Below are 16111 nucleotides of genomic sequence, written 5' to 3'. Positions count from 1 at the left end.
ACCCCCGACCCCTCCCCGCAAGGGGGAGGGGAGCGCACCGGCGATGCGGTTACAGCGCCGTCTCTCTCGGCGTCATTGCGAGCGGAGCGAGGCAATCCAGGGTGATGGACGGGACTCTGGATTGCTTCGTCGCTTCGCGCCTCGCAATGACGAAGGTGCTCTTGGACTTCGTCTATGCAACCGCGCCCAAATTCTTCGCGGCCTGCCAGTTGCGCCAGAAGTCGTGGGGCATCTGGATGTGCGTCGCGCCGAGGAACGAGAACGCGTCGTTCACCGCGTTGGAGAACGCCGGCACGCCACCGACATTGGGGCTTTCGCCGACGCCCTTGGCGCCGATCGGATGATGCGGCGAGGGCGTGACCGTGAAGTCGGTCTCCCAATGCGGCGTCTCGACCGCGGTCGGCATGAAGAAGTCCATGAACGAACCGGTCACGACATTGCCCTCGGCATCGTAGCGGATCTCCTGCCCCATCGCGATGGCGAAGGCTTCGGTGAGGCCGCCATGCACCTGGCCCTCGATGATCATCGGGTTGATGCGGGTGCCGCAATCGTCCAGCGCGTAGAAGCGCCGGACCTTGTACACGCCGGTATCCACGTCGATGTCCATCACGCAGAGATAGGCGCCGAACGGATAGGTCATGTTGGGCGGATCATAGTAGCTCACCGCCTCCAGCCCCGGCTCCATGCCCGGCGGCACGGAGTTGTAGGCCGCCCAGCAGATGTCCTTCATCGACATCGCCTTCTCGGGCAGGCCCTTGACCCGGAAGCCGTCGATGTCCCATTCGAGATCGTCCTCGTGGACCTCGAGCTTGTAGGCCGCGATCATCTGCGCCTTCGCCTTGATCTTGCGCGCCGCCATCGCGATCGCAGCACCCGCGACCGGCGTCGAGCGCGAGCCGTAGGTGCCCAGGCCGTAAGGCGCGGTGTCGGTGTTGCCCTCCTCGACCATGATGTTATCGGCGGGTATGCCGATCTCGCTGGCGATGATCTGCGCCCAGGTCGTCTCGTGGCCCTGGCCCTGGCTCTTGGTGCCCATCCGCGCGATGCCGGCTCCGGTCGGGTGCAGGCGGATCTCGCAGGAGTCGAACATCGCGATGCCCAGGATGTCGCAATTTTTCGACGGACCGGCGCCGACGATCTCGGTGAAGAAGGAGACGCCGATGCCCATGATCTCGCGGGTCTCGCCGCGCTTAAACGCGGCGCGCTTCTCGGCCTGCTCCTTGCGCAGCCCCGCGTAGTCCACGCTCTCCATCATCTTGCGCATGGCGGTGTGATAGTCGCCGGAATCGTATTCCCAGCCGAGCGCCGAGTGATAGGGAAACTGCTCCGGCTTGACGAAATTCTTCAGCCGCAGCTCGGCCGGGTCCATGCCGAGCTTCTGCGCGAGAATGTCCATGCCGCGCTCGATGCAATAGGCCGCCTCGGTGACGCGGAACGAGCAGCGATAGGCGACGCCGCCCGGTGCCTTGTTGGTGTAGACGCCATCGACCGCGAGATGCGCGACCGGGAAGTCGTAGGAGCCGGTGACGATGTTGAAGAAGCCGGCCGGCCATTTCGACGGGTCGGCGCAGGCGTCGAAGCCACCGTGGTCGGCGAGCACATGGACGCGCAGGCCGGTGACCTTGCCGTCCTTGGTCGCCGCGATCTCCGTGGTCATGTGATAGTCGCGCGCGAACGCGGTGGCGGTCAGATTCTCGATGCGGTCCTCGACCCATTTCACCGGCTTGCCCGTCACGATGGAGGCGACGGCGGCGCAGATGTAGCCGGGATAGGCGCCGACCTTGTTGCCGAAGCCGCCGCCGATGTCGGGCGCGATGACGTGGATCTTCTGCTCGGGGAGTTTCGCGATCAGCGACACCACGGTTCGGATGACATGCGGCGCCTGGAACGTGCCCCAGATCGTCAGCTCGCCCTTGATCTTGTCGAACGAGCAGACGCACTGGCAGGTCTCGAGCGGCGACGGATGGGTGCGGTGATAGGAGATCATCTCCTTGATCGTCACATCCGCCTTCTTGAACGCCGCGTCGGTCAGCTCCTTGTCACCGACGCTCCATTCGAAGATGTGATTGTGATGCTTGCGCGGGCCGTGTGCGCCAGAGGTCTTGCCGGCGAGGTCCTCGCGCAAAACGGGAGCGTCCGGGTCCATGGCCTTGAACGGATCGACCAGCACCGCCAGCGGCTCGTACTCGACGACCACCTTGGAGACGCCGTCATCGGCGGCGTAGCGGTCGGTCGCGACGACGAACGCGACCTCCTGGTTCTGGAACAGCACCTTGCCGTCGGCGAGCACCATCTGCACGTCGCCGGCCAAGGTCGGCATCCAGGCGAGGTTGACCGTCTTCAGCGTCTCGGCGGTGATGACCGCCAGCACGCCCGGCACCTTCAGCGCCTCCTCGGTGTGGATCGCCTTCACCCGCGCATGCGCATGCGGCGAGCGCACGAAGTCGCCGTGCAGCATGCCAGGCAGCTTGACGTCATCGACGTAGTTGCCCTTGCCTTGCGTGAAGCGAATGTCCTCGACGCGCTTGCGCCGGCAGCCCATGCCTTCGAGGGCGGCTTCGCGTTGTTCCCGCGTGGGAGTCATGTCGTTCATTCCGCGGCCTCCTGGAATTCCACGCCGTTGATCTTGGCGGCGGCGTATTGGATCGCCTTGACGATGTTCTGATAGCCGGTGCAGCGGCAGATGTTGCCGGAGATGCCGGCGCGGATCTCGGCTTCCGTCGGCTGCGGATTCTCCTTCAACAGCCGATGCGCGCGCAAAATCATGCCGGGCGTGCAGAAGCCGCATTGCAGTCCGTGCATCATGCGGAAGCCTTCCTGCAGCGGCGACAAGGTGCCGTCGGCATTGGCCATGCCCTCGATCGTGGTGATCTCGGCGCCATTGGCCTGCACCGCGAGCATGGTGCAGCTCTTCACGCTCATGCCGTCGATATCAACAGTGCAGGCGCCGCAATGGCTGGTCTCGCAGCCGATATGCGTGCCGGTGAGCTGCGCCTGCTCGCGCAGGAAATGGACCAGAAGCGTTCGCGGCTCCGCGAGGCCTTCGACCTCGCTGCCGTTCACCTTCATCGTGACGTGGGTTTTGGGCATTCGGTGCTCCCTGAAGAACGTCTTTGAATTTTCGGCCGAGCTACCAGCCGCGATCTCGATGCGCTCCCCTCCCCCTTGCGGGGAGGGCAACCGGCCGCATTCGCGGCCGGCTTTTTTGAAGAACGCCGAAGCAAAGCTTCGGCTGCGGGTGGGGGTCCACGGCGGCAGTCTCGCCTGGGGCTACCCCCCTCCCCGCCCCTCCCCCACAAGGGGGGAGGGAGATGAGAGAGCTCGCCGCATGGCGAGGTTGCACCGCGTGCGGGGCCGCGGCGTCAGCAAACGCGGCTACTTCGCCCGGCTCGCCGCGCGCTGCAGGGCGCGCATCACCATGATGCCACCGACATGCTTGCGGTACTCGGCCGGGCCGCGCGCATCGGACGCCGGCTGCATGATCGCGCGCGCCGCCGTCGCGGCGGCCTTTAGCGCGGCATCGTCGAGCGCCGTGCCGATCACGGCGTTCGCCGCGTCGGTCGCGAGCAGCGGCGTCTCGTGCAGATTGGTGAGCGCGATCACGCAGCTCGCCACCTTGCCGCCGGCCATGGTCAACACGACGGCCGCCGCGGCGGTCGCGTAGTCGCCGACCTTGCGCTTCAGCTTATCATAGGCATAGCCGTGTCCCGCGGGTGGAACGGGAATGCTCACACCAGTCAGGATCTCGCCCGGCTCCAGCGCGGTGAAATAGGCCCCCTGGTAGAACTCCCGCGCGGCGACCTCGCGGGCGCCGTTCGGACCTTCGAGCCGGTAGGTCGCGTCCAGCGCCAGCATCAGCGCCGGCATGTCGTTGCCGGGATCACCATTGGCGACGTTGCCGCCGAGCGTGCCGCGGTAGCGCACCTGCGGATCGGCGATCGACAGCGCGGTCTCGTGCAGGATCGGCAGCGCCGCGCCGATATCGGCCGACGCCAGCAGCTCGGCCTGCGTGGTCATCGCGCCGATGACGATGCGTTCGCCCTCGCGGCGGATGCCCTTGAGGCCGGCGATGCCGTGCAGATCGATCAGATGAGCTGGCGTCGCCAGCCGCAGCTTCATCATTGGCAGCAGGCTGTGGCCGCCCGCGAGGGGGCGCGCATCGTCGCCGAGGTCGGCGAGCAGCTTGATCGCATCGCCGACGCTCGCCGGCCGGTGATAGTCGAACGGGCCAGGAATCATGACGTGTCCTCTCCTGTGCTGGCCTGCCTTGCCGGCAAGGCCGTCGCGTTGTTGCGGCGGGCGTTCGTGCTGCGAGAGCGAAGTGCGAACGCGGACGCATCGCGGATTGGCGCGGAGCGTCGATCGTGACAGCCGGCCGCGCAACGAAGCCGGCACGGAGAGCGGCGAAATCGCACGAAATGCGGCTGGCCGCGCACGAATTGCGTCAGCGAGCGCGACCCAATCGCGCGAGTGACGGCATGCGCGGCCGCGCGAGACGCGCGCCCGGTGTTGGATGCGTTGCGAAGAATGGCGGCGCTCTGTTGCGGCCGCGAAATGAACGCTGAGCTCAGGCCGGCCGCCGCAGCCCGAGCCGCGCCTTGACCTCGGCGACCTTGGCGCGGCTCACCGGCACGCGCGGCTTCGAGGGGCCATCGAGCTCGATGATCGCGCCCTCGCCCTCCCGGCCGACATAGATCACATGCTCGATCGCGACGATGTGGCTGCGGTGCACGCGGATGAAGCGGCCGGGATCGAGCTGCGCCTCAGCCTCGGAGATCGACCAGGGGCACATCCGCTCGCGGGTGCCGTCGTGGATCCGGGTGTAGTGCGCATCGGCGCGCACGCTGCGCACGTCCCCGGCATCGATGAAATGGGTGCCGTTGGCGCCCTCCAGCGGCAATCGCGCCGCGGTCGCGCGCGGCGGCTGGCCTATGCCCCCCAGCGGCGCGGCCGTTGCCCGGCTCATGGCGGCGACCTCGACCACCGACTCGGCCGCCGGCGCGGCCGGTTCCGGCGCCAATTGAGGCGCAGCCTCGGCAACGGCCGGCATGGGCTGCGATTGACGGCGCGGGTCCGGCACCAGCGACAGCAAAAATCCGGCGGCGATGACGAAGCACAGCACGGCGACGACGATCGCGAGCGCTTGCGGCGACGCAGCAAGTCCTGGTGCGGCGTGATGATGTCCCTCGCCCATCGGCACGACATGCATTCCCAGCATCGCCGTGTAATGCATGCCGGACACGGCGATGCCGAACGCAACCGCACTGATGGCGAGCCGCAGGCCGTCCTGCCGCGCCAGGAAGATGCGCAGGCCGCCATAGGCGGCGCCGATCGCAATCGCCACCGACAGCGCCACCAGCGCCGGATCATGCGTCAGCCCGAACGAGCCGGACAGGCCGTGCATGCCGACATAATGCATGCTGGCGATGCCGGCGCCGAGCAGCAGCGCGGAAGGAACGACGCGCCGGGGCGAGGGATCGCCGATGCTGACGAAGAACAGCGAGATGCCGATCACGAGCGCGCAGATCAGGAACGAGATGATGGTCGGCAGCACCAGATAGACGGCATCGGCCGGCAGCGGCGCCGCCATCATGCCCACGAAATGCATGGTCCAGATGCCCACGGCCAGAATGCCGGCGGCGCCGGACAGCAGCACGCGCGCGTTCTCTCCCGGCCCGCTGCGGATGCGCGCGGTGAGACTGAAACCGGTATAGCCACCCAGGCTCGCGATCACGACCGAGAGCGCGACGAGATAAGGATCGTATCCTTCGATCATCCTTGCCGGCCGCCCGTCGCCACGGGCCAGCCTCCTCCCGCGGATGTTTTACAGGTGCGGCGAGGAAATTGACAACACAAGGCGGGGAGCGGGAGGGGGCGTGATGTCGCTGGGGTTGCGTGAGCGCTGAGCGCCTAGCGACCCTTCCGCGACTGTGAGATGCGGGACTCTTACCGCAACGGCGGTGGGCTCCCCTCCTCCTTGCGGGGAGGGGAGCCGACTGCCGTCGCGGTGAGAGCTGAGTTCGAACGTCGAATCAGGTGTGGCCGGCGTCAACCGGCCACACGTCGTCAGCCTCAGATGATCCCCGCCGCGACCTGGCCGCGCAGCCGCTCCAGGCTCAGCAAGGTCTCGGCACAGGCGGTCGCCACCTCGATGCCCTTGGTCGCAAAGTGCTTGCGGAAGAACTCGAAATGCGCCTGCGTCTCGTGGAATTGCTGCGGCGTCAGCACCGCGGAGAACACCGGCACCTCGGTGCGCAATTGAACGTCCATCAGCGCCTTGATGACGGTGTCGGCGACGAACTCGTGGCGGTAGATGCCGCCGTCGACGACGAGACCGGCCGCGACGATCGCGGTGTAGCGCCGCGTCTTCGCCAGCAACTGCGCATGCAGCGGGATCTCGAACGAGCCCGGCACCTCGAAGATGTCGACGCGGTCGCGCGGGATATTCCGTGCTTCGATCTCGTCGAGGAACGCCACCCGGCATTCGGCGACGACGTCGCGATGCCAGGCCGATTGCACGAAGGCTATGCGCTGCGGCTTGCTGAAGCGCGGATGCGACGGCGCCGGTGGCGACTCGTCGGGCGGCGACGCGGCCGGCATGTCCGCCGGCGGCGACGTAGCTGCGGTGAGGGTGTCGGTGGGAGTATCGGTAGGCGCGTCTTGCAACATCTGATTCATGGTTATCCTCGTCAGAGACCAGAATCAGGGCATACGGAACGACGACGCCCCCACGCTGACATGCGCGGGGTGCCGGGACCCGTTCTCTTTCATCCGGACTGTGACCGTCGGCTTCGGAATCGCACCGAATCTGCTGACCCTTCTCTGCGCGGCGCGTTCCGGAGAACAGAATTCTCCAGACCGAGCCTTGCCGAGAAGGCGCTCGCGGGCTCGCACTCGACCGGGAACGCTTACCGCCGGTGGGGAATTTCGCCCCGCCCTGAGAACATCGGCCGCCCGGGATGGACGGCCTGAACGAACTATGCAGGCGGCCGGCGGCTGCGGCAAGGCCTCACGCCCGCAGTCCGCGACGGGCGGCCATGCAGTCGCCCGCGGCCGTTCCCACGGCCGGATCGGCCCGGACGGAGCGGCTGCGGCGAATCCGATTCCGTTTTGTTCTCATTCGGCGATGATTCCACAGGCCGGACAGGAGTTGTGGACGAAGCGGTGTTTGGCTGTGGACGGACTCGCCCCCCCGTTGCGCAGATTCCGCAAATCACATCAGTTTGTCCTCGCACGCCCGGGTTACCTCCGGGACTGCAAGCCGGGTCTCGAAGCGCCGCGAGGGCGTGGGCCGGGTCGCCGCGTATGTACCAACGAGATCAAGAAGACGAGGTCGAGACGGCATGTCCCTGCTCGAAAGCACTATCGATTCCGCCGATCATCCGCTGAGCGTGGTCGAGACCATTGCGGCCGACAACAACTGGATGTTCGAGCGCTCCGGCGAGGACGAGATCACGATCGCCTCCAAGGGCCAGTGGACCGACTACCAGCTCTCCTTCACGTGGATGGCGGAGATCGAGGCGCTGCATCTGGCCTGTGCCTTCGACATGAAGATTCCCGAGGCCCGCCGCGCCGAGGTGCAGCGGCTGATCGCAGCGATCAACGAGCAGCTCTGGCTCGGCCATTTCGACATCTGGACCCACACCGGCATGGTGATGCACCGTCAGGCCCTGGTGCTGCCGGGCGGCATCACCGCGTCGGGACTGCAATGCGAGAGCATGCTGGCCGGCGCCATCCACGCCTGCGAGCGCTATTTCCCGGCCTTCCAGTTCGTGGTCTGGGCCGGCAAGTCGACCCAGGAAGCCATGGCCGCGGCGCTGTTCGATACGGAAGGCGAGGCGTAAGCCGCCGTGGCCTCGACACACTCGGTGTCGTCCCGGCGAACGCCGGGACCCATACCGCGTGATGCATGTGTGAGCCGAGACGCTTGTCGCTCTGCCCTCGCCCCACTAGAACCGCCGGTGGTTATGGGTCCCGGCGTTCGCCGGGACGACAGTGGAGTTCGTCGTGACATCAGCGGACAACAACCTGCTTCATCAGCTCACCGGCACCATCGTGCTGGCCGGCGCCGGCAAGATGGGCGGCGCGATGCTGACCGGGTGGCTGGCCGGCGGCCTTGATCCCGCGCGCGTGGTCGTGATCGAGCCGATGCCGTCGGCCGAGATCACGGCGCTGAAGGCCCGGGGCGTCCGCCTCAATCCGACGACGGCCGCGCCGGCCGAGGTCGTCATCGTCGCCGTCAAACCGCAGATGTTCCCCGACGCCGGCCCCGCCTTGAAGCCGTGGGTCGGCGACGCGACGCTGGTGCTGTCGATCATGGCGGGCATCACGATCGCCGGCCTGCAACAGACGATCGGCGGCGCGGTCGTGCGCGCAATGCCGAACACGCCGGCCGCGATCGGCCGCGGCATCACCGTGGCGGTGCCGGCCGGCAACGTCAGCACCGCGCAGCGCATGCTGACGGACGCGCTGTTGCGCGCCACCGGCGCGGTGGAATGGGTCGACCAGGAGGCGCTGATGGACGCGGTGACCGCCGTGTCCGGCTCGGGTCCCGCCTATGTGTTCCTGCTCGCCGAGGAGCTCGCCCGCGCCGGCGTCGCCGCCGGCCTGCCCGAGCCCCTGGCGACGACGCTCGCGCGCCACACCGTGTCGGGCGCCGGCGAGCTGCTGCGCCAATCGGACCTGCCGTCCGCCACGCTGCGCCAGAACGTCACCTCGCCCGGCGGCACCACCGCCGCGGCGCTGTCGGTGCTGATGGCAGCCGACGGATTCCAGCCGCTGCTGACCAAGGCGGTCGCCGCGGCCACGGCGCGCTCGAAAGAGCTCGCGAAATAGACAACGGCGAGCTGACAGCTCAGCGCGATGGCGTCGGCGGCCCGCCATGCTGCTGGCGCCATTGCAGGAACTGGCGGAACAGGGCACTGCGCTCGGTTGGATCGTTCGACAGCTGTCCGCCGCTCTGGCGCACGAAGCTTTCGAACTGGGTCTGCTGCACGTCGGCGACCTGCGGCCGCGGCACCATGTTGTGCGCCAGCAGCCAGTCTTCCGCGGCCTTGAACCGCTTCCAGTTCGGGATGGCGGCGACGATGCTCGACTCCCGCCATTTCGGATGCCGCGGCGGCTTCATGAACTCGTCGTAGTTGGCGAAGAACGCGTCGACGAAGCGCGCCACCTTGCGGTAGCGCTCGGTATGCTCCGGCCAATTGTAGCTGACGAGCAGCATGCCGATCGCCACCGTCTCGATCGTCTCGCCGGGGTTGAGCAGGTTCGGATATTCCTCGGAGGACAATGTCGTCGGCAGATAGAGGTCCTGCAGCCGGCGGTCGTAGGGGATCGTCACAAGGTGCAGCGCGCGGTTGTCGTTCCTGATGTTGCGGGCGAGCTGGAACACCTTGCCGGTGGAGACGATGTAGGCGTCGGCGTCGCCATCGATCAGCTTCTGGATCGATTTGGCGTCGTCGGTCGCGTAGTCGAACGACGCCGTGAGGCCGAGACGGTGGAAGATCACGCGCGCGGAATAGAAGCCGACATCGGTCGGCGCGATGATGCGCTTGCCGTTCAGATCGAAGATCGAGCGGATCGAGGACCGCGCGATGACATGGATCTCGTTGTGATAGAGCCGCGCGATGTAGCGGAGCTGCGAGGTGATGTCGGGGATGCCGTATTGCAGGCGGTAGAATTCGGGCACGTCGGCGGCGACCGCGCCCATGTCGATGCTCTTCAGGAATAGAATATCGGAGACGTTGCGCACCGGTCCTTTGCCGAGCACCGGCAGAACGCGGACGTTGGTCTGGTCGTCGAGGACGCGCGCCATGTCCGAGCCGAACACGGAGGTGGCGCCGCCGGCCGGCGCCGTGATGATGGTGACGGTGCCGTCGTTGACGTCGGTCGGGTTGGGCAGCCGCCACACGTCCGGCCCGCTGCCGGGCGCGGGCGACAGCGACGCCGGCAGGCCGGCGGGACGTGGCGGCGCCGGAATCACGGGCGCGCCGTTCGGCCGGGCGGCCGGCGCCACCGGCACGATGATGGAGCGGGTCGCTGCCGGGCGCGGCGGCTGCGGCGGTTGTTGTTGGAGCTGCGGCCACGCCTGCGCGGACACCTGGCTCATCATGAGTCCGGCTGCGAGCGCGGCGAGCGCGACTTGCGAAGCTGCCTTCGAAACGATGGACATAGCGCAACGGCCTCCTGCACCATCGCGATGCCGCCGCAGCGTTCTCGACCGGTCCGGAGCATTCACCTCGAGGCCTGCCTGCGTCAGGCATGCGACGGGCGACCGCGGCCTCGGCTGAGACCTCGCGACAACCAACCTCGCGATGCGGAGCGCGCCCGAGGCCAAATGGCCACGATCGGCTCCGATCGAGGTCGATAGTTGCGGGAGGTGATTCGATGGATTTGCGGCAGCCGCCGGGATTTTGTATGACGACGTGCATATAAACCGGATATCGGACTCCGGCTGTGGCTCCCGTGCAACGCGTTGCGTTCAGGCCGCCAACCGGTGTTGCCGCCGCGCCAGGATCAGCAGCGTCACGACGATCGCCAGGTTCAGGCCATTCCACGCGATGCCGTTGGCGAAGGCCGCTGAATAGGACCCCGTGGCGTCGAAGATGACGCCCGAGACCCAGCCGCCGAACGACATGCCGAACACCGAGGCGAAGATGATGATGCCGACCCGCGTGGCGGCCTCGCGCGCCGGCATCGCCTCGCGCACGATGATCGCATAGCTCGGCACGATGCCGCCCTGGAACAGGCCGAACATGCCCGAGATCAGATAGAGCGACGTCAGGCCGTCGAAGAACAGATAGAACAGAAGCGCAAAACCCTGCGCCACCGAGCCGATCAGGAGCGTGCGCATGCCGCCGATGCGATCGGCGAGAAAGCCGGAGCCGATCCGGCTGACGATGCCGAGCGCCATCATCAAGGACAGCATCTGCGCGCCGACGGCGACGCCGTAGCCGAGATCGCCGCAATAGGCGACGATGTGCACCTGCGGCATCGCCATCGCCACGCAGCAGGCGATCGCGGCGATGCTGAGCAGCACAGTCAGCGCATTGGTGGAGATCGGCAGCTCCAGTAGCGGCGGCGCCGCGCCGGCATGGTTCTGCGCGCCGGCACCGTCCATGCGGGCGCGCAGCACCAGCAGCAGCGCGCTCATCGTCACCGCGCAGAACACGCCGAGCGCGACATGGCTGGCGCGCCAGCCGATCTGCTGGACGCCCCAGTTCACCAGCGGCGGCCACACCGTGCCGGCGACGTAATTGCCGGAGGCGACGATGGTGACGGCGAGGCCGCGATAACGCACGAACCAGTGCGACGCCTCCGCCATCAGCGGCGCGAAGGTGACGGATGAGCCGAGACCGATCAGGAAATACACCGCCTGAAACTGCCACAGCGTCACCGACGCGCCGGCGAGCAGATAGGCCGCGGCGGTCGTGGCGATGCTGAGCGCCATCGCGGTGACGATGCCGAAGCGGTCGGTGATGCGGCCGACGATGACGCCGCCGAGGCCGAAGCCGAACATCGTCAGCGTGTAGGCCAGCGAGACCGCGCCCCGGCTGGCGGCGAACTCGGCCTGCACGACCGGCAGCACGACCACCACCGTCCACATCCCGGCGCCGCCGATGGAGCCGATGACGAGCGCAAGCGCCAGCCGCGCCCAGGCCTGGCGCGAGTCAGGAATGAAGTGAGGCGCTTCCTCGAATCTTGTCTGGGGTCCGTGCACGATTCCTGCAACTTCGTTGCCGCACCGCATCAGGTCAAGCCACATTGCTGCGGCATTGGGCATGCAGAAGCAGCGCAACAGGAGGGACCTGTGCGGTCAGGGTTCGGCCCTCTTGGCGGCGCGACACTTTGTCATTAGGTTGCGCTCGATTGGAGAGATTTGCGCGGATGTCATTGGGACTGACCCGGAAGATGCTGCTGGCGGCAGGACGGTTGCTCGTCCTGGCCTACATCATCTGCGTGGTCAGCCCGGGTGTGGCGCTCGCGCTCGGCAACGCGGCGCCCTGTCTCGACGAGCCCCCCGTTGCCGCTGTGGTCTCCCCTCATGACGCGACTCGCCACGAGATGGTCATGACGGCGATGCCGCAGACCATGGCGGCGCACGCCCATCATCATGATCACCCTGTCGCCGACGTCGCGATGCATGCTCCAGCTCCCGCGCCGTCGCACCACGATCATGGCAAGATGCCGGGCCCCTGCTGCGCCATGATGTGCGCGGTGGGTCTGGCTGCCGCGCTGCCGGCGGTCGCCCTCCCCGCCTCGCTCGCCGCCACCAGCGTGACGCCGCGCGACGAAGGCCTGCCCGGTCGCACGCCGCAGCGCCTGTATCGCCCCCCCATCGTCCTGGTCTGAGCGAAAAACGCCGGCTTCGCGCCCAGGTGGCGCGGCCGCTCGCGATTCATCGACAGACCAAGGATACCTCATGTTGTCGCAATCCATGGCGACGCCCGCTGCCGCATGTCCGGCGCGGCGCATCCTGCCATTCTCCATCGTCGCCAGCGCATTGACACTGCTTGTCGCGACGAGCCTCGCCGCCTGCCAGCCGCGCACGATCGCATTGGCCGGGGCTGATCCGGCCGATCCGGCGGCGAGCGTCGCGCCGGTGCGCGTGTCGGGCGTCGTCGGACCCTACACGCCGCTGCGACCGGCCGCGCCGGCCGCCTGGGGCCAGCGCACCGACCCCGGCGCATCGCGCCCCGAGCCGAGCCGCTAGGGAGCGCCACATGCAGGGTATCATCAGGCTCGCGGCGCTCGCTGCAGCACTTGCGCTCGCAGGCTGTGCCTCGTTCTCGCCGGACGGCGGCATGGGCGCGGTCGCGGACATCACCGGCCATACCACCGGCAAGGAGGTCGCCTCCGTGAGAGGCGATGACGACGCCGAGCGCGTCCGCGCTGCGACGCGCCGCCTGCTCGCCCGGCCCTTGTCGGCCGATGCCGCCGTGCAGGTCGCTCTGTTCAACAACAAGGGCCTGCAGGCCGCCTACAACGCGCTCGCGCTCAGCGAGGCTGACATGGTCGAGGCCAGCCTGCCGCCGAACCCGACCTTCTCCCTGATGCGCATCAGCGGCGACGGCGCGCTGGAGGCCGAGCGCCAGGTCGCCGGCGACATCCTGGCGCTCGCCACCCTGCCGCTGCGCTCGGAGATCGCGCGCGAGCGCTTTCGCCAAGCCCAGTTGAAGGCGGCGCTGGCGACACTGCGGCTCGCCGCAGAGGTGCGCCGCGCGCATGTGCGCGCCGTCGCCGCCAACGAGCTGGTGGCGCTGCTGGTCGAGGCGCAATCGGCCGCGGAGGCGACCGCGAAGCTCGCCGCGAAGCTCGGCGAGACCGGTGCGCTCAACCGGCTCGATCAGGCGCGCGAGCAGGTGTTCTATGCCGAGACCACGGCCGAGCTCGCCACCGCGCGCCGCGCGGCGGGAAGCGCGCGCGAGCGGCTGATTCGGCTGATGGGCCTGTGGGGCGACGATCTCGCTTTCCGCCTGCCCGACCGGCTGCCCGCGCTGCCGCGCCGCCCGCTGAGTCAGCCCTTCGTCGAGGCCGATGCCGTCGGCCATCGCATCGATCTGCAGATCGCCCGCCTCGAGCTCACGGCGCTCGCAGCCTCGCTGCAGCTCACCGACGCCACGCGCTTCGTCACGCTGCTCGACCTCGCCGGCCTCGACCGCAAGACCGTCGAGCCGGACGGCCGCGTCATCCGCGAGCGCGGCTACGACGTGCAGTTCCAGATCCCGATCTTCGACGGCGGCGAGGTGCGGGTGCGGCAGGCGGCGGAGAGCTACAACATCGCCTTCAACCGTCTCACCGAGCGCGCCGTCACCGTCCGTTCCGAGGCGCGCGACGCCTATCGCAGCTACCGCGCGGCCTTCGACATCGCCGGCCACTACGCCCGCGAGGTGCTGCCGCTGCGCCGGATCATCAGCGAGGAGATGCAGCTGCGCTATTCCAGCATGCAGGTCGACATCTTCGCCCTGCTGCTCGAGGCGCGGCAGCGGCTGGCGTCGCGCCGGGCCGCGATCGACGCCGTCAGGGACTTCTTCCTTGCGGAAGCCGAGCTGTCCGCCGCCGTCAATGGCGGCGGCACCGGCGGCGAGGACACGACACAGCAGACCGCGAGCGCGCTGGCGCCGGGCAATGACTGACAGGAGAGCCAACATGTTGTCACGCCGAACCCTGCTCGGCTCCGCGGCGCTGGCCGGCGCCTCCGCCGTCTCCGGCCGCGTCCAGGCCGCCGCCATTCCCGAGGCGCCGACCATGGACAAGGCGGTGATGCAGCCGCCGCTGCATCCCGCGGCGGGGCCGGACTATCAGCCGGTGGTCACGCTCAACGGCTGGTCGCTGCCGTTCCGCATGAACGGCGACTGGAAGGAATTTCATCTCGTCGCCGAGCCGGTCACGCGCGAGTTCGCGCCCGGCATGACCACGCATCTGTGGGGCTACAACGGCCAGTCGCCGGGCCCGACGATCGAGGCGGTCGAGGGCGACAAGCTCCGCATCTTCGTCACCAACAAGTTGCCGGAATACACCACCGTGCACTGGCACGGCGTGATCCTGCCCTGCGGCATGGATGGCGTCGGCGGCCTGACGCAGCCGCACATCAAGCCCGGCAAGACCTTCGTCTACGAGTTCGAGATGAAGCATGCCGGCACCTTCATGTACCACCCGCACGCCGACGAGATGGTGCAGATGGCGATGGGCATGATGGGCATGATCGTCGTGCATCCGCGCGACCATGTCCCGCCTCCGGTCGACCGCGACTTCGTGTTCGTGATGTCGACCTACCGCATCGAGCCCGGCAGCTATCTGCCGAAGGTCAACGAGATGACCGACTTCAACATGTGGACCTGGAATGCGCGGGTGTTTCCCGGCATCGACCCCTTGCCGGTGCGGCTCGGCGATCGCGTCCGCGTCCGCATCGGCAATCTCACCATGACCAACCATCCGATCCATCTGCACGGCCACAAGTTCAAGGTGATCGGCACCGACGGCGGCTGGCTTCCGGAAACGGCGCAACTGCCGGAGACGACGACCGACGTGCCGGTCGGCGCGGTGCGCGTGTTCGACTTCATCGCCGACAATCCCGGCGACTGGGCGTTCCACTGCCACAAGTCGCATCACACGATGAATGCGATGGGCCACGACATGCGCAACCTGATCGGCGTGCCGCGCAAGGAGCTGGCCGCCGCTGTCGGCAAGCTCGCGCCCGACGGCATGGTAATGGGCAACACCGGCATGGCGATGGGCAACATGGAGATGCCCTCGCCCGACAACACGCTGCCGATGATGACCGGCAGCGGCCAGTTCGGGCCGATCGAGATGGGCGGCATGTTCACGACCGTGAAGGTGCGCGAGGGCCTCGCCCGCGACGACTATCGCGATCCCGGCCCTTATCAGTTCCCCAAGGGCACCGTGGCCTACGAGGTCGCGAACGCGCCGGAGCCGCCGCAGCGAACCGGGAGCGCTGCAACGCAGATCCGAACACAACGCTGAATTCACCAGGCACTGCATCAACCCACACCATCAGGAGATCTCCATGAAGACTGCATTCGCGATCAGCGCAGTGGCGGCGGCCGCGTTGATCGTCGCACCGGCCCGTGCCCACGAGGCGCACGGATCGCGCGGCTATTCCGCCGGCGAGCCGGGCGATCCCAAGCAGCCGTCGCGCACCATCGAGGTGCTGCTGAGCGAGATGGAGTTCACGCCGGCGCGCATCGAGGTCAAGCGCGGCGAGCAGATCCGTTTCGTGCTGCGCAACACCGGCAAGGAGGACCACGAATTCCTGCTCGCCACGAAGAAGGAGAATCTGAAGCACGCCGCCGTGATGAGGAAGCACCCGCACATGGAGCACGACGAGCCGAACGGCGCCCGGCTGGCGCCGAACAAGACCGCGGAGTTGCTGTGGCGGTTCACCAAGCCCGGCACGTTCGAATATTCATGCCTGATCCCCGACCACCGCGAGTTCGGCATGACCGGCCACGTCACCGTCAAGTGACGGCAGGTTCGTAGTTCGTAGGGCGGATTAGCGAAGCGTAATCCGCCATTCGGCACCCCCTCAGAAACGCGGCGGATCACGCTTCGCTGATCCGCCCTACGCATCGAGTCAATTGAAGCAGAAGGA

The 16111-nt window shown here is 67.7% G+C and carries 14 protein-coding genes and 1 riboswitch; of the genes, 7 read left to right on the top strand and 7 right to left on the bottom strand.

The window, feature by feature from the left end; translation table 11 throughout:
• Nucleotides 1-172: 172 nt before the first annotated feature.
• The 5 genes from ACQR1F_RS20050 to ACQR1F_RS20030 all read right to left on the bottom strand — a co-directional run bounded on the left by ACQR1F_RS20050 (nucleotide 173) and on the right by ACQR1F_RS20030 (nucleotide 6678).
• Entirely contained in the window at nucleotides 173-2593 is a 2421-nt protein-coding gene (locus tag ACQR1F_RS20050) for an aerobic carbon-monoxide dehydrogenase large subunit (RefSeq protein ID WP_434913708.1), read from the bottom strand.
• Entirely contained in the window at nucleotides 2590-3090 is a 501-nt protein-coding gene (locus ACQR1F_RS20045; protein ID WP_008961550.1) for a (2Fe-2S)-binding protein, read from the bottom strand. The genes ACQR1F_RS20050 and ACQR1F_RS20045 overlap by 4 nt, the downstream gene beginning before the upstream one ends.
• Before the next feature lie 285 nt (nucleotides 3091-3375).
• Complete coding sequence (locus tag ACQR1F_RS20040) at nucleotides 3376-4239, bottom strand: FAD binding domain-containing protein (RefSeq protein WP_434913707.1); 864 nt, start codon at nucleotides 4237-4239, stop codon at nucleotides 3376-3378.
• A gap of 328 nt (nucleotides 4240-4567) precedes the next feature.
• The gene (locus ACQR1F_RS20035; RefSeq protein ID WP_316177536.1) at nucleotides 4568-5776 is read right to left on the bottom strand and encodes an MHYT domain-containing protein; all 1209 of its coding nucleotides are present in this window, start codon (nucleotides 5774-5776) and stop codon (nucleotides 4568-4570) included.
• Between the two features lie 296 nt (nucleotides 5777-6072).
• Nucleotides 6073-6678 carry a 6,7-dimethyl-8-ribityllumazine synthase gene (locus tag ACQR1F_RS20030; RefSeq protein ID WP_315803257.1) on the bottom strand — a complete coding sequence of 202 codons (606 nt, stop codon included), beginning with the start codon at nucleotides 6676-6678 and terminating at the stop codon, nucleotides 6073-6075.
• Between the two features lie 77 nt (nucleotides 6679-6755).
• Nucleotides 6756-6949: riboswitch (FMN riboswitch) on the bottom strand.
• Between the two features lie 394 nt (nucleotides 6950-7343).
• Here ACQR1F_RS20030 and ACQR1F_RS20025 point away from each other — a divergent pair.
• Both ACQR1F_RS20025 and proC read left to right on the top strand, forming a co-directional pair.
• Nucleotides 7344-7844: a YbjN domain-containing protein gene (locus ACQR1F_RS20025; protein WP_315714059.1), complete on the top strand. Its 501-nt coding sequence runs from the start codon at nucleotides 7344-7346 to the stop codon at nucleotides 7842-7844.
• A gap of 163 nt (nucleotides 7845-8007) precedes the next feature.
• A complete protein-coding gene (proC, locus tag ACQR1F_RS20020) occupies nucleotides 8008-8835 on the top strand; it encodes a pyrroline-5-carboxylate reductase (RefSeq protein WP_434913706.1) in 828 nt (275 codons plus the stop codon).
• Between the two features lie 19 nt (nucleotides 8836-8854).
• On the opposite strand, the gene ACQR1F_RS20015 is transcribed toward proC, so the two are convergent.
• Both ACQR1F_RS20015 and ACQR1F_RS20010 read right to left on the bottom strand, forming a co-directional pair.
• The gene (locus tag ACQR1F_RS20015) at nucleotides 8855-10171 is read right to left on the bottom strand and encodes a TAXI family TRAP transporter solute-binding subunit (RefSeq protein ID WP_315803255.1); all 1317 of its coding nucleotides are present in this window, start codon (nucleotides 10169-10171) and stop codon (nucleotides 8855-8857) included.
• 309 nt (nucleotides 10172-10480) lie between these two features.
• A complete protein-coding gene (locus ACQR1F_RS20010; protein WP_434913705.1) occupies nucleotides 10481-11719 on the bottom strand; it encodes an MFS transporter in 1239 nt (412 codons plus the stop codon).
• A gap of 167 nt (nucleotides 11720-11886) precedes the next feature.
• On the opposite strand from ACQR1F_RS20010, the gene ACQR1F_RS20005 reads away from it, so the two are divergent.
• The 5 genes from ACQR1F_RS20005 (at nucleotide 11887) to ACQR1F_RS19985 (ending at nucleotide 15985) form a co-directional block, all read left to right on the top strand.
• Entirely contained in the window at nucleotides 11887-12351 is a 465-nt protein-coding gene (locus tag ACQR1F_RS20005) for a hypothetical protein (RefSeq protein ID WP_434913704.1), read from the top strand.
• 70 nt (nucleotides 12352-12421) lie between these two features.
• Nucleotides 12422-12712: a hypothetical protein gene (locus tag ACQR1F_RS20000; protein WP_316177528.1), complete on the top strand. Its 291-nt coding sequence runs from the start codon at nucleotides 12422-12424 to the stop codon at nucleotides 12710-12712.
• Between the two features lie 10 nt (nucleotides 12713-12722).
• Nucleotides 12723-14135: a TolC family protein gene (locus ACQR1F_RS19995; RefSeq protein WP_434913703.1), complete on the top strand. Its 1413-nt coding sequence runs from the start codon at nucleotides 12723-12725 to the stop codon at nucleotides 14133-14135.
• A gap of 13 nt (nucleotides 14136-14148) precedes the next feature.
• Complete coding sequence (locus tag ACQR1F_RS19990; RefSeq protein WP_434913702.1) at nucleotides 14149-15483, top strand: multicopper oxidase family protein; 1335 nt, start codon at nucleotides 14149-14151, stop codon at nucleotides 15481-15483.
• A gap of 43 nt (nucleotides 15484-15526) precedes the next feature.
• Nucleotides 15527-15985, top strand: coding sequence for a cupredoxin domain-containing protein (locus tag ACQR1F_RS19985; protein ID WP_434913701.1), 459 nt, complete (start codon nucleotides 15527-15529; stop codon nucleotides 15983-15985).
• Nucleotides 15986-16111 lie beyond the last annotated feature (126 nt).

Source organism: Bradyrhizobium sp. HKCCYLS3013, from assembly GCF_051167615.1.
Lineage (GTDB): Bacteria > Pseudomonadota > Alphaproteobacteria > Rhizobiales > Xanthobacteraceae > Bradyrhizobium.
Note: the sequence above shows the minus strand (reverse complement) of the source record. Positions and strands in the feature narration are given on the sequence as shown.

Bases quoted from the DNA above. Each gene is read 5' to 3' on its own strand.
- ACQR1F_RS19995 (WP_434913703.1), top strand. From the start codon at position 12,723: ATGCAGGGTATCATCAGGCTCGCGGCGCTCGCTGCAGCACTTGCGCTC.
- ACQR1F_RS20040 (WP_434913707.1), bottom strand. From the start codon at position 4,239: ATGATTCCTGGCCCGTTCGACTATCACCGGCCGGCGAGCGTCGGCGAT.
- ACQR1F_RS20030 (WP_315803257.1), bottom strand. From the start codon at position 6,678: ATGAATCAGATGTTGCAAGACGCGCCTACCGATACTCCCACCGACACC.
- ACQR1F_RS20000 (WP_316177528.1), top strand. From the start codon at position 12,422: ATGTTGTCGCAATCCATGGCGACGCCCGCTGCCGCATGTCCGGCGCGG.
- ACQR1F_RS20015 (WP_315803255.1), bottom strand. From the start codon at position 10,171: ATGTCCATCGTTTCGAAGGCAGCTTCGCAAGTCGCGCTCGCCGCGCTC.
- ACQR1F_RS20035 (WP_316177536.1), bottom strand. From the start codon at position 5,776: ATGATCGAAGGATACGATCCTTATCTCGTCGCGCTCTCGGTCGTGATC.
- ACQR1F_RS20045 (WP_008961550.1), bottom strand. From the start codon at position 3,090: ATGCCCAAAACCCACGTCACGATGAAGGTGAACGGCAGCGAGGTCGAA.
- ACQR1F_RS19990 (WP_434913702.1), top strand. From the start codon at position 14,149: ATGTTGTCACGCCGAACCCTGCTCGGCTCCGCGGCGCTGGCCGGCGCC.
- ACQR1F_RS19985 (WP_434913701.1), top strand. From the start codon at position 15,527: ATGAAGACTGCATTCGCGATCAGCGCAGTGGCGGCGGCCGCGTTGATC.
- ACQR1F_RS20050 (WP_434913708.1), bottom strand. From the start codon at position 2,593: ATGAACGACATGACTCCCACGCGGGAACAACGCGAAGCCGCCCTCGAA.
- ACQR1F_RS20025 (WP_315714059.1), top strand. From the start codon at position 7,344: ATGTCCCTGCTCGAAAGCACTATCGATTCCGCCGATCATCCGCTGAGC.
- ACQR1F_RS20005 (WP_434913704.1), top strand. From the start codon at position 11,887: ATGTCATTGGGACTGACCCGGAAGATGCTGCTGGCGGCAGGACGGTTG.